This window comes from Vibrio fluminensis (genome assembly GCF_015278125.1).
GTDB classification, from domain to species: domain Bacteria; phylum Pseudomonadota; class Gammaproteobacteria; order Enterobacterales; family Vibrionaceae; genus Vibrio; species Vibrio fluminensis.
Window position 1 is genome coordinate 50,663 of the sequence record NZ_JADILO010000013.1, and the last position, 19,058, is coordinate 69,720.

Annotated in this window: 17 protein-coding genes; 11 read left to right on the plus strand and 6 right to left on the minus strand. The window is 43.5% G+C overall.

The features are described 5' to 3' along the window. Nucleotides 1–213 precede the first annotated feature (213 nt). Nucleotides 214–2,184, minus strand: coding sequence for a replication initiator protein RctB domain-containing protein (locus tag IRQ95_RS10995; RefSeq protein WP_194436973.1), 1,971 nt, complete (start codon nt 2,182–2,184; stop codon nt 214–216). A 1,253-nt stretch (nt 2,185–3,437) separates the two neighbouring features. Here IRQ95_RS10995 and IRQ95_RS11000 point away from each other — a divergent pair. The 7 genes from IRQ95_RS11000 to IRQ95_RS11030 all read left to right on the plus strand — a co-directional run bounded on the left by IRQ95_RS11000 (nt 3,438) and on the right by IRQ95_RS11030 (nt 11,518). After that, nucleotides 3,438–4,655 carry a ParA family protein gene (locus tag IRQ95_RS11000; protein ID WP_194436974.1) on the plus strand — a complete coding sequence of 406 codons (1,218 nt, stop codon included), beginning with the start codon at nt 3,438–3,440 and terminating at the stop codon, nt 4,653–4,655. Between the two features lie 6 nt (nt 4,656–4,661). Then, nucleotides 4,662–5,633, plus strand: coding sequence for a ParB/RepB/Spo0J family partition protein (locus tag IRQ95_RS11005; protein ID WP_194436975.1), 972 nt, complete (start codon nt 4,662–4,664; stop codon nt 5,631–5,633). A gap of 183 nt (nt 5,634–5,816) precedes the next feature. Next, nucleotides 5,817–7,823 (plus strand): tRNA(Met) cytidine acetyltransferase TmcA, encoded by a 2,007-nt coding sequence (locus tag IRQ95_RS11010; RefSeq protein ID WP_194436976.1) that lies wholly within the window; start codon nt 5,817–5,819, stop codon nt 7,821–7,823. Between the two features lie 443 nt (nt 7,824–8,266). Then, nucleotides 8,267–8,566, plus strand: coding sequence for an STAS domain-containing protein (locus tag IRQ95_RS11015; RefSeq protein ID WP_194436977.1), 300 nt, complete (start codon nt 8,267–8,269; stop codon nt 8,564–8,566). Between the two features lie 9 nt (nt 8,567–8,575). After that, entirely contained in the window at nt 8,576–10,273 is a 1,698-nt protein-coding gene (locus IRQ95_RS11020; protein ID WP_194436978.1) for an ATP-binding SpoIIE family protein phosphatase, read from the plus strand. A 232-nt stretch (nt 10,274–10,505) separates the two neighbouring features. After that, the gene (locus tag IRQ95_RS11025; RefSeq protein WP_194436979.1) at nt 10,506–11,045 is read left to right on the plus strand and encodes a GNAT family N-acetyltransferase; all 540 of its coding nucleotides are present in this window, start codon (nt 10,506–10,508) and stop codon (nt 11,043–11,045) included. Between the two features lie 176 nt (nt 11,046–11,221). Next, nucleotides 11,222–11,518 carry an antibiotic biosynthesis monooxygenase family protein gene (locus IRQ95_RS11030; RefSeq protein ID WP_194436980.1) on the plus strand — a complete coding sequence of 99 codons (297 nt, stop codon included), beginning with the start codon at nt 11,222–11,224 and terminating at the stop codon, nt 11,516–11,518. Nucleotides 11,519–11,550: 32 nt separating this feature from the next. On the opposite strand, the gene IRQ95_RS11035 is transcribed toward IRQ95_RS11030, so the two are convergent. Then, entirely contained in the window at nt 11,551–11,871 is a 321-nt protein-coding gene (locus IRQ95_RS11035) for a DUF3861 domain-containing protein (RefSeq protein WP_194436981.1), read from the minus strand. A gap of 156 nt (nt 11,872–12,027) precedes the next feature. Here IRQ95_RS11035 and IRQ95_RS11040 point away from each other — a divergent pair, with 156 nt between their 5' ends. Further along, nucleotides 12,028–12,453 carry a MarR family winged helix-turn-helix transcriptional regulator gene (locus tag IRQ95_RS11040; RefSeq protein ID WP_194436982.1) on the plus strand — a complete coding sequence of 142 codons (426 nt, stop codon included), beginning with the start codon at nt 12,028–12,030 and terminating at the stop codon, nt 12,451–12,453. Between the two features lie 77 nt (nt 12,454–12,530). Here IRQ95_RS11040 and IRQ95_RS11045 read toward each other — a convergent pair whose 3' ends face one another. Then, nucleotides 12,531–13,097: a TetR/AcrR family transcriptional regulator gene (locus IRQ95_RS11045; protein ID WP_194436983.1), complete on the minus strand. Its 567-nt coding sequence runs from the start codon at nt 13,095–13,097 to the stop codon at nt 12,531–12,533. A gap of 88 nt (nt 13,098–13,185) precedes the next feature. Between IRQ95_RS11045 and IRQ95_RS11050 the strand changes: the two genes are divergently transcribed. Continuing rightward, the gene (locus tag IRQ95_RS11050; protein ID WP_194436984.1) at nt 13,186–13,725 is read left to right on the plus strand and encodes a dihydrofolate reductase family protein; all 540 of its coding nucleotides are present in this window, start codon (nt 13,186–13,188) and stop codon (nt 13,723–13,725) included. A gap of 24 nt (nt 13,726–13,749) precedes the next feature. On the opposite strand, the gene IRQ95_RS11055 is transcribed toward IRQ95_RS11050, so the two are convergent. Next, nucleotides 13,750–14,655, minus strand: a complete 906-nt coding sequence (locus tag IRQ95_RS11055; RefSeq protein ID WP_194436985.1) for a LysR family transcriptional regulator — start codon at nt 14,653–14,655, stop codon at nt 13,750–13,752. A 132-nt stretch (nt 14,656–14,787) separates the two neighbouring features. Between IRQ95_RS11055 and grxB the strand changes: the two genes are divergently transcribed. Next, complete coding sequence (grxB, locus tag IRQ95_RS11060) at nt 14,788–15,465, plus strand: glutaredoxin 2 (RefSeq protein ID WP_194436986.1); 678 nt, start codon at nt 14,788–14,790, stop codon at nt 15,463–15,465. 9 nt (nt 15,466–15,474) lie between these two features. Beyond that, entirely contained in the window at nt 15,475–16,662 is a 1,188-nt protein-coding gene (locus IRQ95_RS11065) for a multidrug effflux MFS transporter (protein WP_228481379.1), read from the plus strand. A gap of 112 nt (nt 16,663–16,774) precedes the next feature. Here the strand turns inward: IRQ95_RS11065 and IRQ95_RS11070 are convergent, their stop codons facing one another. Further along, on the minus strand, nt 16,775–18,037 hold the full coding sequence (locus tag IRQ95_RS11070) for a hypothetical protein (RefSeq protein WP_194436987.1): 1,263 nt from the start codon (nt 18,035–18,037) through the stop codon (nt 16,775–16,777). A gap of 79 nt (nt 18,038–18,116) precedes the next feature. After that, the gene (locus IRQ95_RS11075; protein ID WP_194436988.1) at nt 18,117–19,052 is read right to left on the minus strand and encodes an alpha/beta hydrolase; all 936 of its coding nucleotides are present in this window, start codon (nt 19,050–19,052) and stop codon (nt 18,117–18,119) included. Between the last annotated feature and the right edge of the window lie 6 nt (nt 19,053–19,058).

The window sequence follows — 19,058 nt, forward strand, 5'->3', positions numbered from 1 at the left end:
AAAAAAAGCGAGTTCATAAGAACTCGCGAACAATTCAGAATGAATGTAACAATATGAGCCAATCTATAGGATAGGAACTATCCTTAAATTTCATCAGAAAGGACAAAAGGTGTTGTCTATTCGTGATTAATCATAGCGTTTGGCTCATTTCCATTGTCAGTACTCTGTCAGCGTAGTGTAGTAAAATTGTTCATTTACCACTCAACTTCTCAATCAGATCGCGACCTCATCAAGCGCTCGGAATACCGACTCATCAAGATGACCATCCATCACTTGTTTACACACTTTACGCCTTACCGCTAACCCGGCAATCAAACGCTCGATCGATAAATGTTTATTGCTACTTTGCGTATTGTACAACTCAACCATCTTACTCAGCGTCTCATATGGGATCGGATCTTCTCCCACTCTCAACCAGTCAAGCTTGTCAACGAGCTCTAGACACTCTTCACGGATAGATCCTTGGGAATGCCCTGTCATAGCTGCTAAAGCCGCTATACTGCGCTCTAGGGCCTCCTCAGAGGTATACTTCGATAGGGTTATCGTAATTTCGTCTGCGTTAATCTCGACTAAGTGCTTTTTTTGCTTCACTCGACGGCCTAAATTGCCCTTTGGTGAGCGCTCTTTGCGCTGAATAGGTTCAAACTCACCGTCAATGATTTGCGAAAGCTCATCCAGCTGTTGTCTCGTCACCATCTCATTACGCAATGGGTTAGGCAGTGTTGGCGCCATGTTCCGTTTACCAGCGTTGGTAGTACGAGCTCGCGAATAACGCAGAACCTCCTCGACGTCGCATTTAATGTCGACTTGATAATCCGTGATCTTGTTTTTCTCAGCAATGGCCGAGATCGTCAAATGGTAACCCCATAGGTTCACGACAAAAAGATCATCCGCCCCTTTACCATCAGACAGACGCTTTAGTTCTCGGATCAGATCCATCGAAAAACGTCGCCATTCGATATTACGAGCTAACTTCTGATTTAATTCGCTCAAAAGCATGACGTCCGTATGACGACGTGACATACGGCTACGGAAGTAGCTGTAAAGTTGGAATACCAATGTATGCTGTTTCAAGATTTCAGGTGGAAACAAGAAGAAATAATCTCTTGTCAGCAGCTCTTCATAAAACGATGGTTCCCAAACCAGAATATACAAATTTGGTTTGATACGAATCTCGCCGTCAGCCCCCTCAGTAGGCGCCTCTTCCGATGCCGTAATGGTTCGAGCGATAAAACGGAAACGATCGCTTTTAAAGCCTTCAGGCATATTTTCACTCAACCAACGCCCGGTCAATTCATGAAGTTGAAAATCGGTAAATTCGATACGATCGATACTGTCACGAATCGAGTCTCGTGCCGGTCCACTGTCCTTTTTGCCGCGTAACGACAGAATGTCCGTGATGTAGAGTGGCGTCTTGTTTGGCGTTTGCTTAGCATCCAGCTGATACTGGTGTTGATGGTGATCATGGTACTGCACAGTTAGAGTAAACAATGCAAACAGAGTCATCAGATCATCAACGGTCATAATATTTTTAGATGATCGTGTTTCGATCACTGCACGCGTTCCAGAGATCGAAACCATCGACTTTTGATAGTTTTTACGGGTTCTTGGGGGTGCCAACGCTTGATCGATAATACCCGCCCAATTTGTAGGAGAGACGACAAACTGATCCGCTTCATCTTTCATCGCTGGTGGCGTATTCAAGCCATATTCATTTAAAAGTCGTTTATTAACTTGAGTCTGAGCCAGTGCTTTCGAGCGCTTCTTCTTCTCGGTTTGTTTAACGCTTTCAGTTACCAAGCTCGTTGCACCTAATGCTGAGATAAGTTTATTAGGGTTTACAAACTTATGCAGCATGGTTTTACCAGCTAAACCTTCTTCGAACTTTACGGGGATTTGGTCAAACAAACCGACATTTACAGCGGCACGCAAACGTTGCTGAATAGCAGCTCGAGTAATTTGTCCATCCGTCGCTTCAATCAATTCTGTGGTTGAGACAAGTCCATCTTTACTGCGAAAACCTCGTAAAGAGATTAAGTTGAGTAATTCAACGATGCTTTTGGTTACGCCTTTGAAATGCTGGTATTGCTCGATCCAGTCTACGGCTGCTTCAGACACTTCAAAGAGATGTCCATCTTTATGACTGCGTGGCGCTTTGATCAGTATTTTTTCTTCAGAACTCATTCTTGGATCCGTGTCACATAAGCCGTAATATCGATATTGTTCCCGAAGAATAAAGAAAAAAAGATCATAAATAAAGAAAAAACTTATTGTTCTTTTAAACTGATCTTTCTGATTATATTGATCTAAATTGATTATATGATCTATTGATCTGATTGAGATTTTGCTCGTAACTAACTGAAAGTAAAGTTGTATTTTTTTTGGCTTGTGAAAGCATGATCATGACTTTAACGAAAACATGATCATCGTTTGAATGAAAGCATGATCAAAAAGATAAGAAACGATGATCATGAAAACTAAGAAACAATGATCAACGATGCTCTCGAAGCATGATCATCAAAGTTGCACACCTTATCCACAGGGGGATCGTTGTACTTCGCTGCGAAATGGTTGCCTTACCTTATTTGGAAGAGGAAATTCCCGTAACAATGATCAAGGTAAGCTCGCATTCTACTGATTTCTCGAGCGAGCTTCATTGATTTTCCTATTAAAAATTCAATTTGAATAGAAAAAAGCATGTTTTCGGTGATGGGAAAGGAATAATGAAAGCATGATCAAGGAATTTTGTGTTTATCCGCGTTATTACCACTGTCTCACCGATTTACACCCGTTCTGGACTCTATTATCCGCAAAGCTAGTGTTCATCTACATTTCACCGTAAATTAAGCTCGAATTTACATGCTTCCGGAGCGATGACTTCCTTGATCATTGATCCAACCGTTGATCGCCTATCCCTTCGCATGGTAAATCGCTGTTTAATGGATAATTTGCCTTGATCATTTTTCCATAAACGTGTTTTTACCCCGAAAGCATGATCATGTAGCTCACCTTGATCATGCTTTCAGAGTTATAAATATGATATATCGTTCGATTTCCTTAATGTCGCCATCGTTTTCTTAAACTCTATTGTAAAACCTTAATTTCCGCATGAAATTTGATAAATTGATTTGACACTGACCGTAAATTACAACGATATTCTAATCGTTCCGGTGAGATTGGATAAAACATATCCAAATGGTCATATTTTACATTGTAAATTAGTGACGCTGTAACACTTGAATTCTATTCAACTTTTCGAGGAATTAACCACAGAATAATTGGCGAAATTTTGACTAATTTGTCTCAAAAATCATTTAAAGGCTATATTTGTCTCAAATTAATGTGATGCTTGTCGATAGGAGCTTGTTCACCTTTTTATTGTAAAAAGCATTAAGTGCTGTACAATAGCGGTAGGTTATTAATAACGGAATTTGGCGATGAAAAGAGAACAAACTATTGAGAATCTCATTCAGCTAGCAGAACAAACAGCGCAGGTTCAAGCAGACCGTATTGAGATTGTGTTGGAAGAACGAAGTGATGAACATTTTCCACCAATGTCAAAAGCTTTGATGGAAACCCGTTCTGGTTTGACTCGTCGTAAATTGGATGAAGCGATCAGTAAGTTGGAAGCAGAAGGTCACCAATTTACTAAAAACAATGCCAACCACTATTCAATTTCACTGCAAGAAGCGCATATGTTGATGGACGCAGCTGGCGTACCAAAGTTTTATGAACGTAAAAAGCATGCAGTGAATAAACCATGGATTATCAACGTACAGAACCAAAAAGGTGGTACTGGTAAATCTATGACGGCAGTACATTTAGCGGCTTGCCTAGCACTAAATTTAGATAAGCGTTACCGTATCTGCCTTATTGACTTAGACCCGCAAGGTTCATTGCGTCTATTCTTGAATCCACAAATTAGCGTGACGGACCATGACAACATCTATTCAGCGGTTGACGTGATGTTAGAAAACGTTCCGGAAGGAGTGGAGATCACGAAGGATTTCTTGCACAAAAATGTGCTTTTGCCAACGCAATACCCGAACCTTAAAACGGTTTCTGCATTCCCAGAAGATGCGATGTTTAACGCAGAAGCGTGGCAAAATCTATCGCAGAACCAATCATTAGATATTGTTAAGCTTCTTAAAGAAAAATTGATCGATAAAATTGCTGACGATTTCGATGTGATTATGATTGATACCGGTCCGCACGTAGATCCTCTGGTATGGAATGCGATGTATGCGTCTAACGCTCTGCTGATCCCATGTGCTGCTAAGCGTCTTGACTGGGCATCAACGGTAAACTTCTTCCAACATCTTCCGACAGTTTACGAAATGTTCCCAGAAGATTGGAAAGGGTTGGAATTCGTGCGTCTAATGCCAACGATGTTTGAAGACGATAATAAGAAACAGGTGTCGGTATTAACAGAAATGAACTATCTGCTTGGTGACCAAGTTATGATGGCGACAATCCCACGTAGTCGCGCATTTGAAACCTGTGCCGATACGTACAGCACTGTTTTTGATTTAACAACCGGTGACTTTGAAGGGGGTAAAAAAACCCTAGCAACAGCGCAAGATGCGGTACAAAAAAGCGCATTGGAACTTGAGCGTGTGCTGCACAGTCATTGGAATTCACTAAACCAAGGGTAATTACTCATGGCAATTAAAACTTCAGATTTAAACGCTAGATTATTTGGCAAGACCAATAAACGCGTTGCCACGACGCCACAAGAAGCTCATCAAGCTGCGAAAGAGCAAGCTCATGTAATTGAACTTTCAGTTGCAGGCGAGGAGATGGTTGAGTTTAAGTTGACTCGCATCGAAGCGGATCAAGTAGAAAAGCAAACGGTAGTATTTGCTGATAACGCTCGTGAACAATCATTTCTGAATGAGCACGCACTATCTGACGTGTTAGTGACATTACGCGAGCGTGGTCAACAATACCCAGCTGTTGGTCGTATGCGTGAAGATGGCAAAATCGAGGTTCTCGATGGTAGTCGTCGTCGTATGTCGTGTATTTTGGCGGGTAAACCATTCTTAGTTTACGTGGCTCAAAATATTAATTCAGAGCACGCTAAGTTTCTTTCTGACGTTGCGAACGCGCATAAACCGCTGTCACTATACGAAAAAGGTAAAGAGATGCAGGCTAAGCTTGCTAGTGGTGAAGCGGAAGATCAGAAAGCATTGGCAAAGATGTTCCAGTGCAGCGAAGCATTAGTGAGTGGCGCGCTTAAAGCGGCAGATTTACCGTTAGAGTTGTTGCAAGCATATCCTAATGTAGCGGATCTTGGACGTCCAACTATCGTTAAGCTGCATAAGCAATTTAGCCAACTTAGTCATGCTGACAAAGGCATCTTGCTGAAAAAGTGTCGTGACAAAGATGGTTTTGCGTGGCAACGCAGCGAAGCACAAGGCGTAGCGCGTATTACTAAAGATGTTTCTGAAATGATTGAAGCATGGATTGAAGAGTTATCGCCAAGCAAACGCGCCGTAAGTAATAAAGTTGATTTGATTAAAGGTCGTGTAAGTTACAGTCGCAAAGGGGCCAACCTTGCGTTGAATCTAAAGAAAATTGACGAAAAAACAATGCAAGATATTTTCGCATTCTTAGAAGACAAACTTAAGTAATGTTACTTTTACTACGTTTATTAAGCCGCTTTTTAGCGGCTTTTTTATTGGCTGAGATTTGATTGTTAGCCGGTTTAGTACTTGTCTAAGTTTTTGCGTTATGAGTCATAAAGGCATGAGAATTGTGCCTCTCTATATAGGTTGGGTATATACTAGCGAGAAATATAATCGTATTTCTAAGTTATGTTATCTGAACAACCATTTCTCGCTGAGCTGCTACAAGCAGCAAAAGTAAATAACCACCGCTTTGGTGTTGTGCTAAGAGGTGATGACGCCTGGTGTAATGATTTTTGTCAACACGCTGCGCAGTTGATCCAAGGGTCCTGTTTTCAGCTAGGTGGCGAGCCATTGCTGTTTGCTACTCAATCACGGCCAATGAATAAAGGGCAGCAGCTACTGGGTCATGAATGTGAGTTACTGGTTATTGATTTGAGTGGAGAGTTCGATGCGAACAGTATTGCCTCTGTGCTAGGAACTCTACGTGGTGGTGGCATTGCTATTTTTTGTAATGCCGACTACTCGTCAGAAGACTTCGCTAGACAATGGTTGCAGAGATCGCTCAAACAATTATTGGTAGTGGAGCAGGGCAATCTGCTACCGTCAATTCCCCACAACGACAATCGATTAGAATCACCACACGATGCATTCGAGATGCAGTCTCAGGCGGTAGAGTTGATCAAGAAAGTTGTTACCGGGCATCGTCGTCGTCCGTTGGTGCTCACTGCTGACCGAGGTCGAGGTAAAACCAGTGCACTAGGTATTGCTTCGGCGCAGTTGATGTTGGAGCGCAAGATTAAAATTATCGTTACCTCACCAACTATCGGCAATGTTTCCCCTTTGTTTGAGCATGCAGAAAAGCAGTTAGGCTCAGCGACCAGAAGTAAGTTTAAATTAGAGTGGCAAGGTTCATCGATTGAATTTGTCGCGCCAGATGAAGTGGTGAGAGGCAACTTTCAATGTGACTTGTTGTTAGTGGATGAAGCTTCTGCGATACCATTGCCTATGTTGAGAAGTATGGTTGAGCAGTATCATCGAACAGTATTTGCTACGACGATTCATGGTTATGAGGGGTGCGGACGTGGTTTTACGTTGAAGTTCCAAACTTGGCTAACTGACAATCGACCTGGTACTCGCTTTTATCACATGGATACGCCAATCCGCTGGGCAAGTAACGATCCGCTTGAGATTTGGCAGTATCAGACCTTCTTACTCGATGCCGAGCTCGGTGAGTTAGATGAGAGCGCTGAGCTAGTGAAGCCGTCGCTAAAGCTCGCTCACTATAGTAAAGAGCAACTGTTCAATGCACCTGACAAGCTTCAGCAGTGTTTCGCCTTATTGGTTAACGCTCATTATCAAACTACCCCAAACGACTTGATGCTGCTATTGAGCGATCCTGCAATGCGGTTGTTTGCTTGTTTCAGAGACGATATCTGTATTGCTTGTATCGTGGGGGTGGAAGAAGGGCAGTTTGATGAAGAACTTGCACAACAAGTTTTAATTGGTAAACGTCGACCAAAAGGCCATTTAGTGGCATCTTCGCTTGCGTCTCAACTGGCATTGGTGGCACCGTCAGTAGAGAAGAGTTTACGTATTATGCGCATCGCAGTTCATCCTCGTTTTCAGAGCCACGGAATTGGTGGCGATGTTCTCAAACAACTTTACTTGCAAACGGACTATGATTTTTACTCAACCAGTTTTGGTGTGACTGCTGAATTATTTAGATTTTGGTTTGCTAATGGTTACCGTCCAATCAAGCTTGGTATTCAACGCGACCAGGCGAGTGGTTGCCATTCTTTGATTATGGTTCATGGTGAGAGTAGTTGGATTGAACCCGCTCAAGAATTGCTGACGCAAAGTTTCCGTTATCAATTGACCGATCTCTACAAGCATCTCGATATTCCGTTAATTTGCGTTCTTGCTAACTCTTTTTCGAATCGAGTTGAAAAGCTGAATCGTTTAGAGATAGATATTTTACAAGGATATGCGCAAGGCGGTTCGAGTTATGAGAATGTAGCGATGATACTTGCGAAATATATTTGGGCTAATCCGATGGACACCTCAAGTGCACTGTTGATACGTAAGGTGCTTCAACAATGGTCTTGGTCCGACTGTGCTCGTGAATTCAGCTTGTCTGGACGAAAGCAAGTCGAAGAGCACATCAGGCATTATCTGCAAGCCATTCTCAAGTAGTGCCCTCGTTATTTACAGTGTAAAGACCAAACTGATTTACATTGTAAATAGACACTATTGCGGATTTACACTGTAAAGTGATTGTCGTATTTACAGTGTAAATCACCCTAATGATAGATTGATTATTAATGCGGTTGTCTCGTTATAACCAATTTGTCTATTTAGCTGATCTCCCGACAGAATATGTGCTCACCACTCTTGTCATATACCGCTGTGCCGTTCCGAGCATTTGCGTAATGAGCAATCCTTCCTACACTCAACAATAAGCAATTAGTTTTACTTGGCTAGGTGTCTCTTTCCCATTCAACATTATCAATTCTTGACGCTATCGGTTACTAAACTGAAACGTTGCCATGTTTGAAGTATTCGTTGTCTACACGACTAACTGGGTAAGAGACAAACTAGGTATGTATCGCCATTAGAGCGATTGAGAGGGAGGGCTCATGTCTGTTAGAGCTGAAATTGATACAGCGGCTAAGCGAGTGGTCATATTTGTCAAAGGGCCATTTGGCTTCAACTTAATTCAAGATTTTAAACGCTGTTATGCAGATAAGCGCGATTTTAATTTCGTCATCGATCTAAGAATGGTCGATTACATAGATAGTGCGGGTCTGGGCATTTTGATCAACATGCAAAACTACCTAGAGAAAAGTGACGGTCAAATTAGGCTAACGAATACATTGCCTCAAGTGCGAAAAGTCTTGGCTATATCGCGATTTGATAAAAAATTCTCGATTGAGTGAGGAGCAAAAATGCGAATCATGATTGTTGACGATCAAGCGAGTAATCGGGAATTGTGCCGTATGATGCTAAGCCACGTTACTTCAAGGATTGATACTTTTGAGAGTGGGGTAGGTGTTGTCGATGCTATTAAGGCGTTGAGCACGCCGCCTGACATTGTATTGCTTGATGTAATGATGCCAGAGCAAAATGGGTTTACTACAGCTCAACAAATTAGGGAGGCTTTTCCCAGCCAGCATATCGCGATTATTTTTCTAACCGTTCTGGACGATCACGATTCCTTTGAGAGATGCTTATCACTTGGGGACGATTTTGTTTTGAAGCCGGTAGAAAGCAGTGTGCTGTTGGCAAAAGTTCAGGCCCATTACCGCATTGTCACTATGCACAATGAAGTGATGTCTCAGCGAGACGAGCTCAGCGTTTTTCACGAACAGATCCGATACGATTATGCGATTGCGGAATCAATTTTCTCTCATTTAAAAGATGAAATGAGTGCGCAGGTAAAACATGTTTACGGCATTGATTACATTTCAACGCCTTCGACGATTTTTAACGGAGACCTAATTGTTGTCGCGAACCGACCTCACGGTGGTGTGTATGTGATGATTGCTGATGCAACAGGCCACGGTTTACCTGCTGCAATTTCGGCTATCCCCGCCACTCGCGCATTTTTTTCTATGGCAGCGAAAGGCATGGCATTAGGTGAGATTGTTGGTGAGATTAATGATGTGTTAGAGCGCTTTCTTCCTTCGGGAATGATGCTTGCCGCCAGTTTCTTTGAAGTGCGTGCAAGCGGTTTTGAGGTTTCATGGTGGGGGGGCGGTTTACCCGATGCCTATATTCTTGATGCCGAAGGACACATAGTTCTTCGGCTTGAATCGAAGCATATGCCTTTAGGCGTTTTGACGAGTAAAGAGTTTGAAGCAAACTTAGTGCATTTAAAGCTCGAGCCTGATCAACGAATCATTGCCTATACTGATGGCGTTATCGAAGCGGTTAGCGCGGAAGGGGAGCTGTTTGGACAGGAGCGATTAGAACGCGTACTTGAATCTGGTTGTATGACCATTCCGACCCTGTATCAATCGGTACGCGAGTTTGCAGATAAAAGTGTAGAAGACGACCTTTCTATTCTTTCAATGCAATTCCCTATTTCAAGTGATAAGAGTATTGCTGAAGTTAACACCTGCAACTTGTACAGTAACCTATCAGTTAAGTCTGAATTGCATTTTTCTTCAACGGTCATCAAGCAGGCTACCTTAATGGGCGATATTCGTCATTACTTATCCGGAATGGTATTTGGCGGCCCGCATCTTGATTTGATTTGTTCAATGTTATCCGAGTTGGTCACCAATGCTGTTGAGCATGGGTTACTCGAGATGGACAGTTCAATAAAAGAGCTTCCTGAAGGTCTTTTCCTCTTCTATCAGAAGCGAGAAGAGAAATTGGCGCAGTTGCGTGAAGACGCGTGGCTGAAGTTAAATTTTGATTATCATCCGACCGAACGTTGTTTGGTGGTTGACTTACAACATAATGGTGTCGGGTTTGAATACAAGGAGTACCCGAAACAACACTCTACTCAGCTTAATCATGGTAGAGGTATCGTTCTAGCGGCAGAACTTTGTGATTCACTGACCTACTCTATGGAAGGCACGAAAGTTACTGCAATCTATCGTTTCGATGCCGAACATAGTTTTCCAACGTCGCGCTAAAGGAGCAATTTACATTGTAAATCTGTGAAGTCGTTTTGTTGTGTGCTTGGTCTAAGAAGATTGATGAGATAACGACAACATAGATTGAGATGAATCTTCTATCTCGATTTACCCTGACTGCGACCTGAATCTAACTATCAATTCCATTGCTTGAACAGCAGTTCTCCTCGCGGCATATTGAATATGCAGACTTTTGAAGAAAGTTCCCGTTTCTATAGTTATTGGAGTCATCATGTTTAAGCTGCAAACTTGTCGGTTAATTTTACGCGATATGCGGGAGTCTGATGAAGCGGCTTTTATCGCACTCTCTCAAGATAGCAAATATCAACGCTTCTACAGCGAAGAAGATTGCGATGCTGAGAAGTATCGACAGCTCACCAAGTTATTTATCGCCCAGGCGTTAGAGCAGCCGCGTAAGGCTTACCAGTTGGCGATAGAGGATACATTGACAGGTCAGTTTATTGGTACCGCCTGTTTGCGTTTAGAAGCGGACCAGCAAGCATCGATTGGCTGTGGTTTGTCACGCTCAAGTCAAGGTATTGGTCTCATCCAAGAAGCGATGAGTGCACTGGTTGAATTCGGTTTTAGCGAGCTTGGTGTACACCGTCTGTATGCTGAGACGATAAGTGAGAATCTCCCCGCGATTAAATTGTGTCAGACACTGGGTATGGTCAAAGAGGGGCACTTCCGCGAACACCGTTATTTTAAGCACCAATGGTGGGATACTGTGGTTTATGCGATTCGTGTTGATGAATGGCAAGAGAGGCACTAATCAATACGGCTACTATAAATGACTAACCAATTTACATTGTAAACTTAGCTAGCTGATGAGATTTGATTTTCGTTAAATCTGATTTTCAATGAACTAGGTTTGCAATGATTTTGGCTTGTACCAAGTTTGCGGTATCACAGTTCTAAGCGATACGTTAGGTGAAAAGGGAATTGATAATGTATGCGGTAATTTTTAAAGCCAAGGTAGGCGTTCAAGATGAGCAGTATGGCAAGATGGTCGCCTTAATGCGCGAGTTGGCTTTTAATCACTATCACTGCCAAGATTTCATTGCAGTAACAGAAGGTGAGCAAGAGATTGCGATTTCCTATTGGCATAGCGAAGAGGACATACGCAATTGGCATCAAGACAGCCAACATCAAATCGCTCAACAATTGGGGCGCGACAAGTGGTATCAATCTTACAGTGTCGAGGTTGTAGAGGTTAAACGGCGGTACGCTTATGCTGAGAATTAGGGGCATTGTTGCCCCTTAATCATAATTGGCGCTTAAGCGTCTTGTGCTTTGAGTTTTTGTTTAATTGTGATTTTGAGGTTATGCATAAAGTTTTTAAAGTGTGGCATTAACTCTACGAACAAAGGATGTTTACGATTAGCCATCATTGTTGGTCCAAGGAGACGCAATGCAACGGCGACTTTGGTCGCGGTGTTAGTTTCTAGGTCGGTGCCTTGTTTGAGTTTATCTATGGTATTAAACAGGTCTTCTCGATCGCAGTGTTCAAATTCAGTGCGTTGAATAGATTCCTCATTAGTCGAAATCTCCTCAATCGTGACGCGGTAACGTTTTTCTCGACGGATTTTATCAATCATCTTATGCTCTCATTTTTAAAAGTGGTTTTGGGTGATATTTTCAACAACTTGGTTGTTTGCAGTGACTGGAAAGATTGCAACAACCGTTAATTAAGTTGATAATGTCAACTATAGTGTTTTGGTTGATAAAGTCAACTATGTTTTGAAGGTAATAAAATGGCTGATGAAAAATCATTAGAAACTCTGTTTCACTTAGTGCACAGTTTGAAGCGGAATTTACATGAGCAGATAGAGCAGTTGGATTTGGATATCGCGCCGATGCATGTCCGGGTTTTGAAGATAGTCACCCATCAACCGAACTGCACGGCTGTGGATATCGCCGGCTTTTTGTCTCGTGATAAAGCGCAGGTGACGCGATTGCTTAACACCTTAATTGAAAAGCAGTTGATTGAAAAACGCCCGAATCCGCAAGATAAGCGCAGCCAATGCTTAAAAATAACCGAGAGTGGTCAAGGGATAGTGAGCCAAATAGCCAGTGTGGATACTAAGCTGCATGATAAAATGACCGCAGACTTGAGCGCAGAACAGCTTGAACTGTTTGAGCAAATCGCCGGGAAAATGGTACGAAATCTCAACGACTGATAGGCGATAAATTCTCTAGTAGCGGCTATGCAGGCTTAATATGCCCGTATAGCGCTCTAAAACGCCTTCTACAGCGTTTAAACATCCTTTCTATGTATCGAGTGGCAAATAAGATTTAACGGTCCCTCAATCATTTCTAGCGTGATTTTGACCTGAGTTTGATTGCACTTCATCGCCAACGCGACACCATGTAGATAATCCACCAGCAAATGCAGCGCGTTTTGTTGATGTTCTGCCGGCAACGTTAGTTCATCGACAATGGCATTAAAATGCTGTTCAAAGCGGTTTGCAGGTCCCTCCACCTTCATCGACAACAAGGTATCTAATAGCCCTGAGTAACGCTGTAAGAGTTCTAAATAACTCCAGGCGAGGCGATTAAGTTCTTGCTGCCAACTCGCGCCTTGTTGCGGTTGGTAGATCTGATCGATCAGTGACACTGTGATCGACTCAAGAAGATCATTTTTATTGGCGTAATAGTGATAAATCGCCATGGCATCGACGTCTAATTCAGCGGCTAAGTTGCGGATACTTGGCACTTTACCTTGATCAAGCATCATGCGTTTGGCTTGAATCATGATCGAATCACGGTTTAAACGACCGGTCACGCCACTAGGTCGTCCTCTACTCTTGTTCTTGACACTCATCGGGATCAACTAATACACTTTAATTCTACAATGTAGAAATTATAGAAAAGTTCCTTCTCTTTGCCAACTCATTTACTGGAGTATTGCTGTGTCTAATATTGTTTATATCGCCACAAGTATTGATGGTTTCATCGCTGATAAGAATAATCAGGTCGATTGGTTACACGATACCCCGAATCCTAACCTCGACGGCTCGGATTTTGGTTTCTCAGTGTTTATGCAGCAGGTCGATGCGCTGGTGATGGGGAGAAATACCTTTGAAATGGTGGCGAGCTTCGATTGTGATTGGCCTTATAGCAAACCAGTGTTCGTACTCAGCAATACACTGTCGTCGATCCCAAGTGAGTATCAAGACAAGGTGTTCTTAGTCAAAGGCGACCTAAAGCAGGTGGTGGCAGAGCTTAATCAGCAAGGGTATCAACGTCTCTACATTGATGGTGGAAAGACGGTGCAAAGCTTCCTTGAACAAGATTTGATTGATGAGATGATCATTACCACCATTCCAGTGGTGCTGGGTGGCGGGGTGCCACTGTTTGGTGAGTTAGCCGCCCCACTTAAATTTACCCACGTTGCAACTGAACGTTTTCTAGATTGTTTGGTGCAAAATCACTTCGTGCGCCTGAGATAGTTAAAAACGCCACACAAATGCGATCTAAACAATATTCGGCAGGTTATGTGGCATCCACTGTTTAAGGTGATCTAAAAACAGCGAGAGGCGATACGGGATGTGTTTGCGCGTAGGATACATCCCATAAATTCCAACAGGCGGAAAGTCAGCAATCCCTTTAATTTCGACTAATTCGCCCTTGGATAAAGGCTGGCTGACAAATATTTTTGGCAGCATCACGATGCCCATTTTATCAATTACGGCTTGGATTAAGGTATGAGTATCTGAGATGACAGCGATCCACGGCTGTCTAAAAGTAACGTTCTTACCATCAACACTTAAGATCCAGTTGTCACCATAGCGATTTGTTCCCATGTGCAAACAATCATGTTGCTCGAGATCGGCAAGATTGGTTGGTGTGCCGCGTAATTGCAAATAACCAGGCGACGCATAGAGCCCCATCGTTGTCTGACCTAACTTGGTCGCGATGTAAGATGAGTCCTGTAATTCAAAGGCGAATCTAAAGGTAAGATCGATTTCGTGTTTAATAAGATCAAGTTGTTGGTTGGCAAGTACCAGATCAAAGCGAATGTTTGGATAGTCGCGACGAAACAATTTGATCGCTTGCATCAATATCGGTCCCATCGCATCGGGCGCAGATAGACGGATCAACCCCGTCGGATTCACTTGGTGAGTGCTGCTGAGCGAATCTTCCAGTGCATCGATCTCATTCAAGATCGCTCTTGCTCCTTCATAATAGCCTCTGCCTCCTGGGGTTAACTGCATACTGCGCGTTGTACGATTGAGCAGAACAAAGCCGAGTTGATTCTCTAATGCCGCGATATGGCGACCGACAATCGCCGGTGTGAGCTTCAAAGATTTTGCCGCTTTTGCAAAACTGCCTTGATCGACAACGGTGCAAAACAGCTGCATGTTTCGGTATTTATCCATTCGATACTATTTGTATATTGTTAAGTGATATTTGTGCTAATTGTGTCCAAACAGTATAGGAATTATCTTTGCTCTCGCCAACAGATAGCGACGTTAATGAGCGTCGCTACTGCCCATTTTGAAAGAGAGATCATGATGAAGTTGTATGTATTTGATAGCTGTCCTTACTGCGTCCGCGTAAAAACATTGATTGGTTTGAAGCAGCTTGATGTCGAACTAAAGCCGTTTGCCCTCGGTGAATTACCGCAGCAAGTCGCAGATAAACTGACTCAATTTACGGTTCCAATCCTCGAATATACCAATTCTGAAAGCAGCACTGAGCTGATGACAGAAAGCTTAGATATTCTGCAAAGGTTAGATTCACTTTATCAGCCTTATCTAGCCAGCTATCAACTTTCTTCGCAACTGGAGCAAATTTTGACGCAGCTTAAGCCTCTGACCGCTAAGCTATGCTACCCGCGTATGCTGCATTTAAACCTACCTGAACTTGCTACTGAGAGCGCGGTTACCATGTTTACGCAATCACGTCAGGAAATGTTTGGCACTAGTTTAGATCAGTTGTTAGCGCAAACCTCAACGTATCTTCCAGCACTTGAGCAGGCACTCTTTGAGATTAGCCAACAATGGGATTTGGCTAGTGCGGCTAAACAATCACGTGATTTGACGATTGATGATATCGCGTTATTTGCTGAGTTACGCAATTTGACCATGATTGGTGAGCTAACGATGCCTAGCTCAATCACTGCTTATTTGCAGACGATTTCTCGTCTTAGCGGTGTTGCGCTATACACGCCAATTTTTGCTCAATAAGAGGGTTTTATGATGGCAAATAGCAAGCTGTTACCACTGCTGATCATTTTCTCATTGGTGCCTCTGGGGCCTTTGGCAATTGACGTCTATTTGCCGTCGTTTCCTCAGATGATCGAGGTGTTTTCTGTCACGGATGCCGCGATGCGTCAGACCATTTCGATCTATATTTTAGTGCTGGGTGTCAGTCAATTGATCGCGGGGCCACTTTCAGACCGATTTGGACGACGATTTTCTGCGGTGATCGGTAGCTTGATCTATGCATTAGGCAGCTTAACTGCGATCTATTCGCAGACGATTGAAACGTTATATTTTGCCCGTGCTCTGCAAGGTTTGGGTGCTTCGTTCACAATGATCACCGCAATGGCGTGGGTGCGAGATAATTATCATGGCAATCAAGCAGGGAAATTACTCAGCTATATCGGTGGCGTGACCAGTGCAATTCCGACGATCGCGCCTCTGGTTGGAAGTGGCTTAGCGACAGCGCTAGGTTGGCAAGGCGGTTTTTATATGATGACCGCGATTGGCGCGCTACTCGCTATATCGGCTTGCATGAGTTTGGAAAAGCCGAGTAAGTCAGTATCAAATCTAGCTCAGAATAACAAAATACTGACCTGTGATGTGAAAGCAATCTTCCGCAACAAAGCGTTTGTTCGCTATTCTGTGGCGAACATGCTTAGCTTTGCTGGGTTATTAACTTATGTCGCTGTGGCACCGAGTGTAGCAATGGTCGAAGCTGGCTTGAGCCAAGTGATGTTTTCTGTTCTGTTTGGGGCGATTGGTGGCGCGCAAATTTTGTTTAGCTTGCTCGCTCCAAAATTAATCCAGCGAGTGGGGCGCAACCACACGGTGTTAGTTGGTTCGAGTTTAACTGCGCTGGCAGGTATCGGGCTAGTCTTATTTTCATCAGCTAATATTTATGGATTTTTTGTTGTTGCTGCGATAGCCAGTGGTGGTTTCAGTGTGATGTCAGGGGCGGCAATCTCATTGGCACTAGAACCTTTTAAAAACTGTGCAGGATTGGCAGCATCGCTGGATGGTTTCCTGCGTATGGTTGGCGGTGCGATGATTGTGGCACTCTCAGGGTGGGTGACTTCTGACAGTACATTGAGCTTAGCGATAGTTTATCTATTGTCAGTTTTGCCGATATTGATGATTGTTTTGCATGGCAAATATCAACGGCAACCATCAAAAAGTTGAGATTAACCTGATTCTTTTGAGTGAGTTTACACTGTAAAACGGAAAAAGCGGTGAGTTGAAATCACCGCTTTTGATTAGACCAAGAACCCACGGTATGGGATTAGGTCAGTGGTTAGTTGTAGCGAATATTGATTTGCGCCATTGCGGCTAAATCATCGATATCATCATTGGCCCAGCTGGTTTGAAGCGTAAAATCGGTATATTTACTCCATTGATACTGTGCTTTGATATCAGCAAATGTTGCTTCAAGGTTTTTGTTACTACCCAGCTCATTGTCGATAGTCATCTGACCGCCAGCAAGTTGCAGGTTCCACTTATCACTCGCTTGCCAATTGATGCGCGCTGCGTAAATTTGACCGTCGTTATTTTCATGGCCCAGTCCACCAAAGAACTGACGAGAGATTGGGCTTGGGTTGTTGCGATCGCTGTTGTTGATTAAGCCAGAATAGGTATCGAACCCACGCCCCACCAAACCGCCATCAATAAACCCAATTCCTTGCGCTTGAAGCACAATACTTGGTGTCAACTGATAGCTCATTTCTAAGAAACCCGCATAGCCATCATTACCCCAAGTAGTGTGGTAGCCATTTTTTTTCGTCGAGTCTGATAGAATGACGTTAGCCGCTCCTTTGAATGTTAATTGGTCAAAATTTAGACTAAAAAAGGGTGAGATGTTATGGAAGTAGTCAATACCATAACCTTGTTGAGGAATGCCTTGACTCGCATCACCAATATTTTCCGACCCCCCGTCGAAATAAGCCCACAACATGCCCCAATCGAGTTGGCTATGGCTACCGACAGCAGCTAAAGCGTACATATGCACATCTTCATAAACATCGAAGTTAGATTGATGTTCATCTTCAGCAAAGCGTAGATCGTAAATACCTAGTACGCTGATGTTGTTGCCTTCTCCGTAACCGTAAGTTTGCATTGCCAGCATACGATCGCGGCGGTCATTTTCGATATTAAAACCATAAGCCCAATCGGCGCGTTGACGACCGGCTCTTAACACCAAGCCATCATTGGCGTATTGTACGAAACCTAAGTCGATCGATAAACCGTCAGCATTGCTACCATCGGTGTAATTGGTGCCTGCGCCACCACTATGGCGACGGTCACCTGACCAATCGTAATAGCCTTGCCAGCGTGTATTGATTGACCAACCATCTTGTAAGATGAAATTGGTCGTTAGACGAAATCGGCTGCTGTAGCCATTTTCTGATTCAGTATCTGATGGATCAATCGCGTGCGCTCTTACGTATGCATCGACCCCCCAATCCAATTTAGCCTCGTCACCAAGCTCTACGATGGCAGAATGGGTAGCAAAAGACGTGCAGATCCCCGCTACCGCTAAATATAACGTGTGCGTTTTCATTGTTTACATCCGTTTGATTCCGGTGCCCAGCTCTCACTTAAACTGCAAGTACTGGGCGTTGGGCACCGTACAGAAAGATCTAGCGGTTTAAAAACTCGCTGATTTTTTGATAGGTCAGTTGACACTCTTCTTTAACAAGATCTTCCATGTTAACGAAGGTGTGGATCATATCGGGGAAGTGGTAGTGCTCAACTTTTGCCCCCGCGCTTTGTGCCATTTCACAGTAAGCAATGCCCTCATCTCTGAGCGGGCAGAACTCAGCAGTAAACAGCAAGGTTTCTGGTAATTGCGCAGTCATTGGCTGGTGTAGTGGCGAGGCTTGCTTGCGATCTTCACCATGTTGGAAATAGTTGTCGAAGTACCAAGCAATTTTGCCCTTTTGCAGTAAGTAGCCAGTCGCATTTTCTTCCATCGAATCGCTATTCATTGTGTAGTCAAGACTTGGGTAGATCATCACTTGCTTAGCGATCGTGACTTGTGGATCAAATTGAGCTTTAGCACTGACCGTTGCCACTAGCGCACCACCACCGGAATCCCCAGCAATCGAAAGGCTTGGTAAGTAATTTACTTGGCGTTGATCTAAGGTTGGCCAAAGATGCTGAACGACCGAGTAAGCGTCATTAACACCGGCTGGGTAAGGGCATTCCGGCGCAAGGCGATATTCTGCAGCAACCACTATATGATTGGTGGCTAATGCGAGCTTACGACAAATCGGATCATAGACCGTCACACTGCCTGCCATATGACCGCCGCCGTGGTAATACACCAGCACTGGAAGCGCTTTGCTTGGCTGAGGGTGGTAGATACGCACGGGAACTGGGTATTCGCCGCCTTCAACCACATCATCTTGAACCCATTCTAGTACCGGAATCTCAGTGACTAACCCTTTGGTTAGATTCGCTAAACCTTCGCGAGCATTGGTTGCGTTTGGTTTGAAGCCATTCTCTACTAGTTGATTAACTAAGAGATTAAAATTGTCTAACCAAGCTTCTAATTTTGGACTAATTTGACGCATAACGAC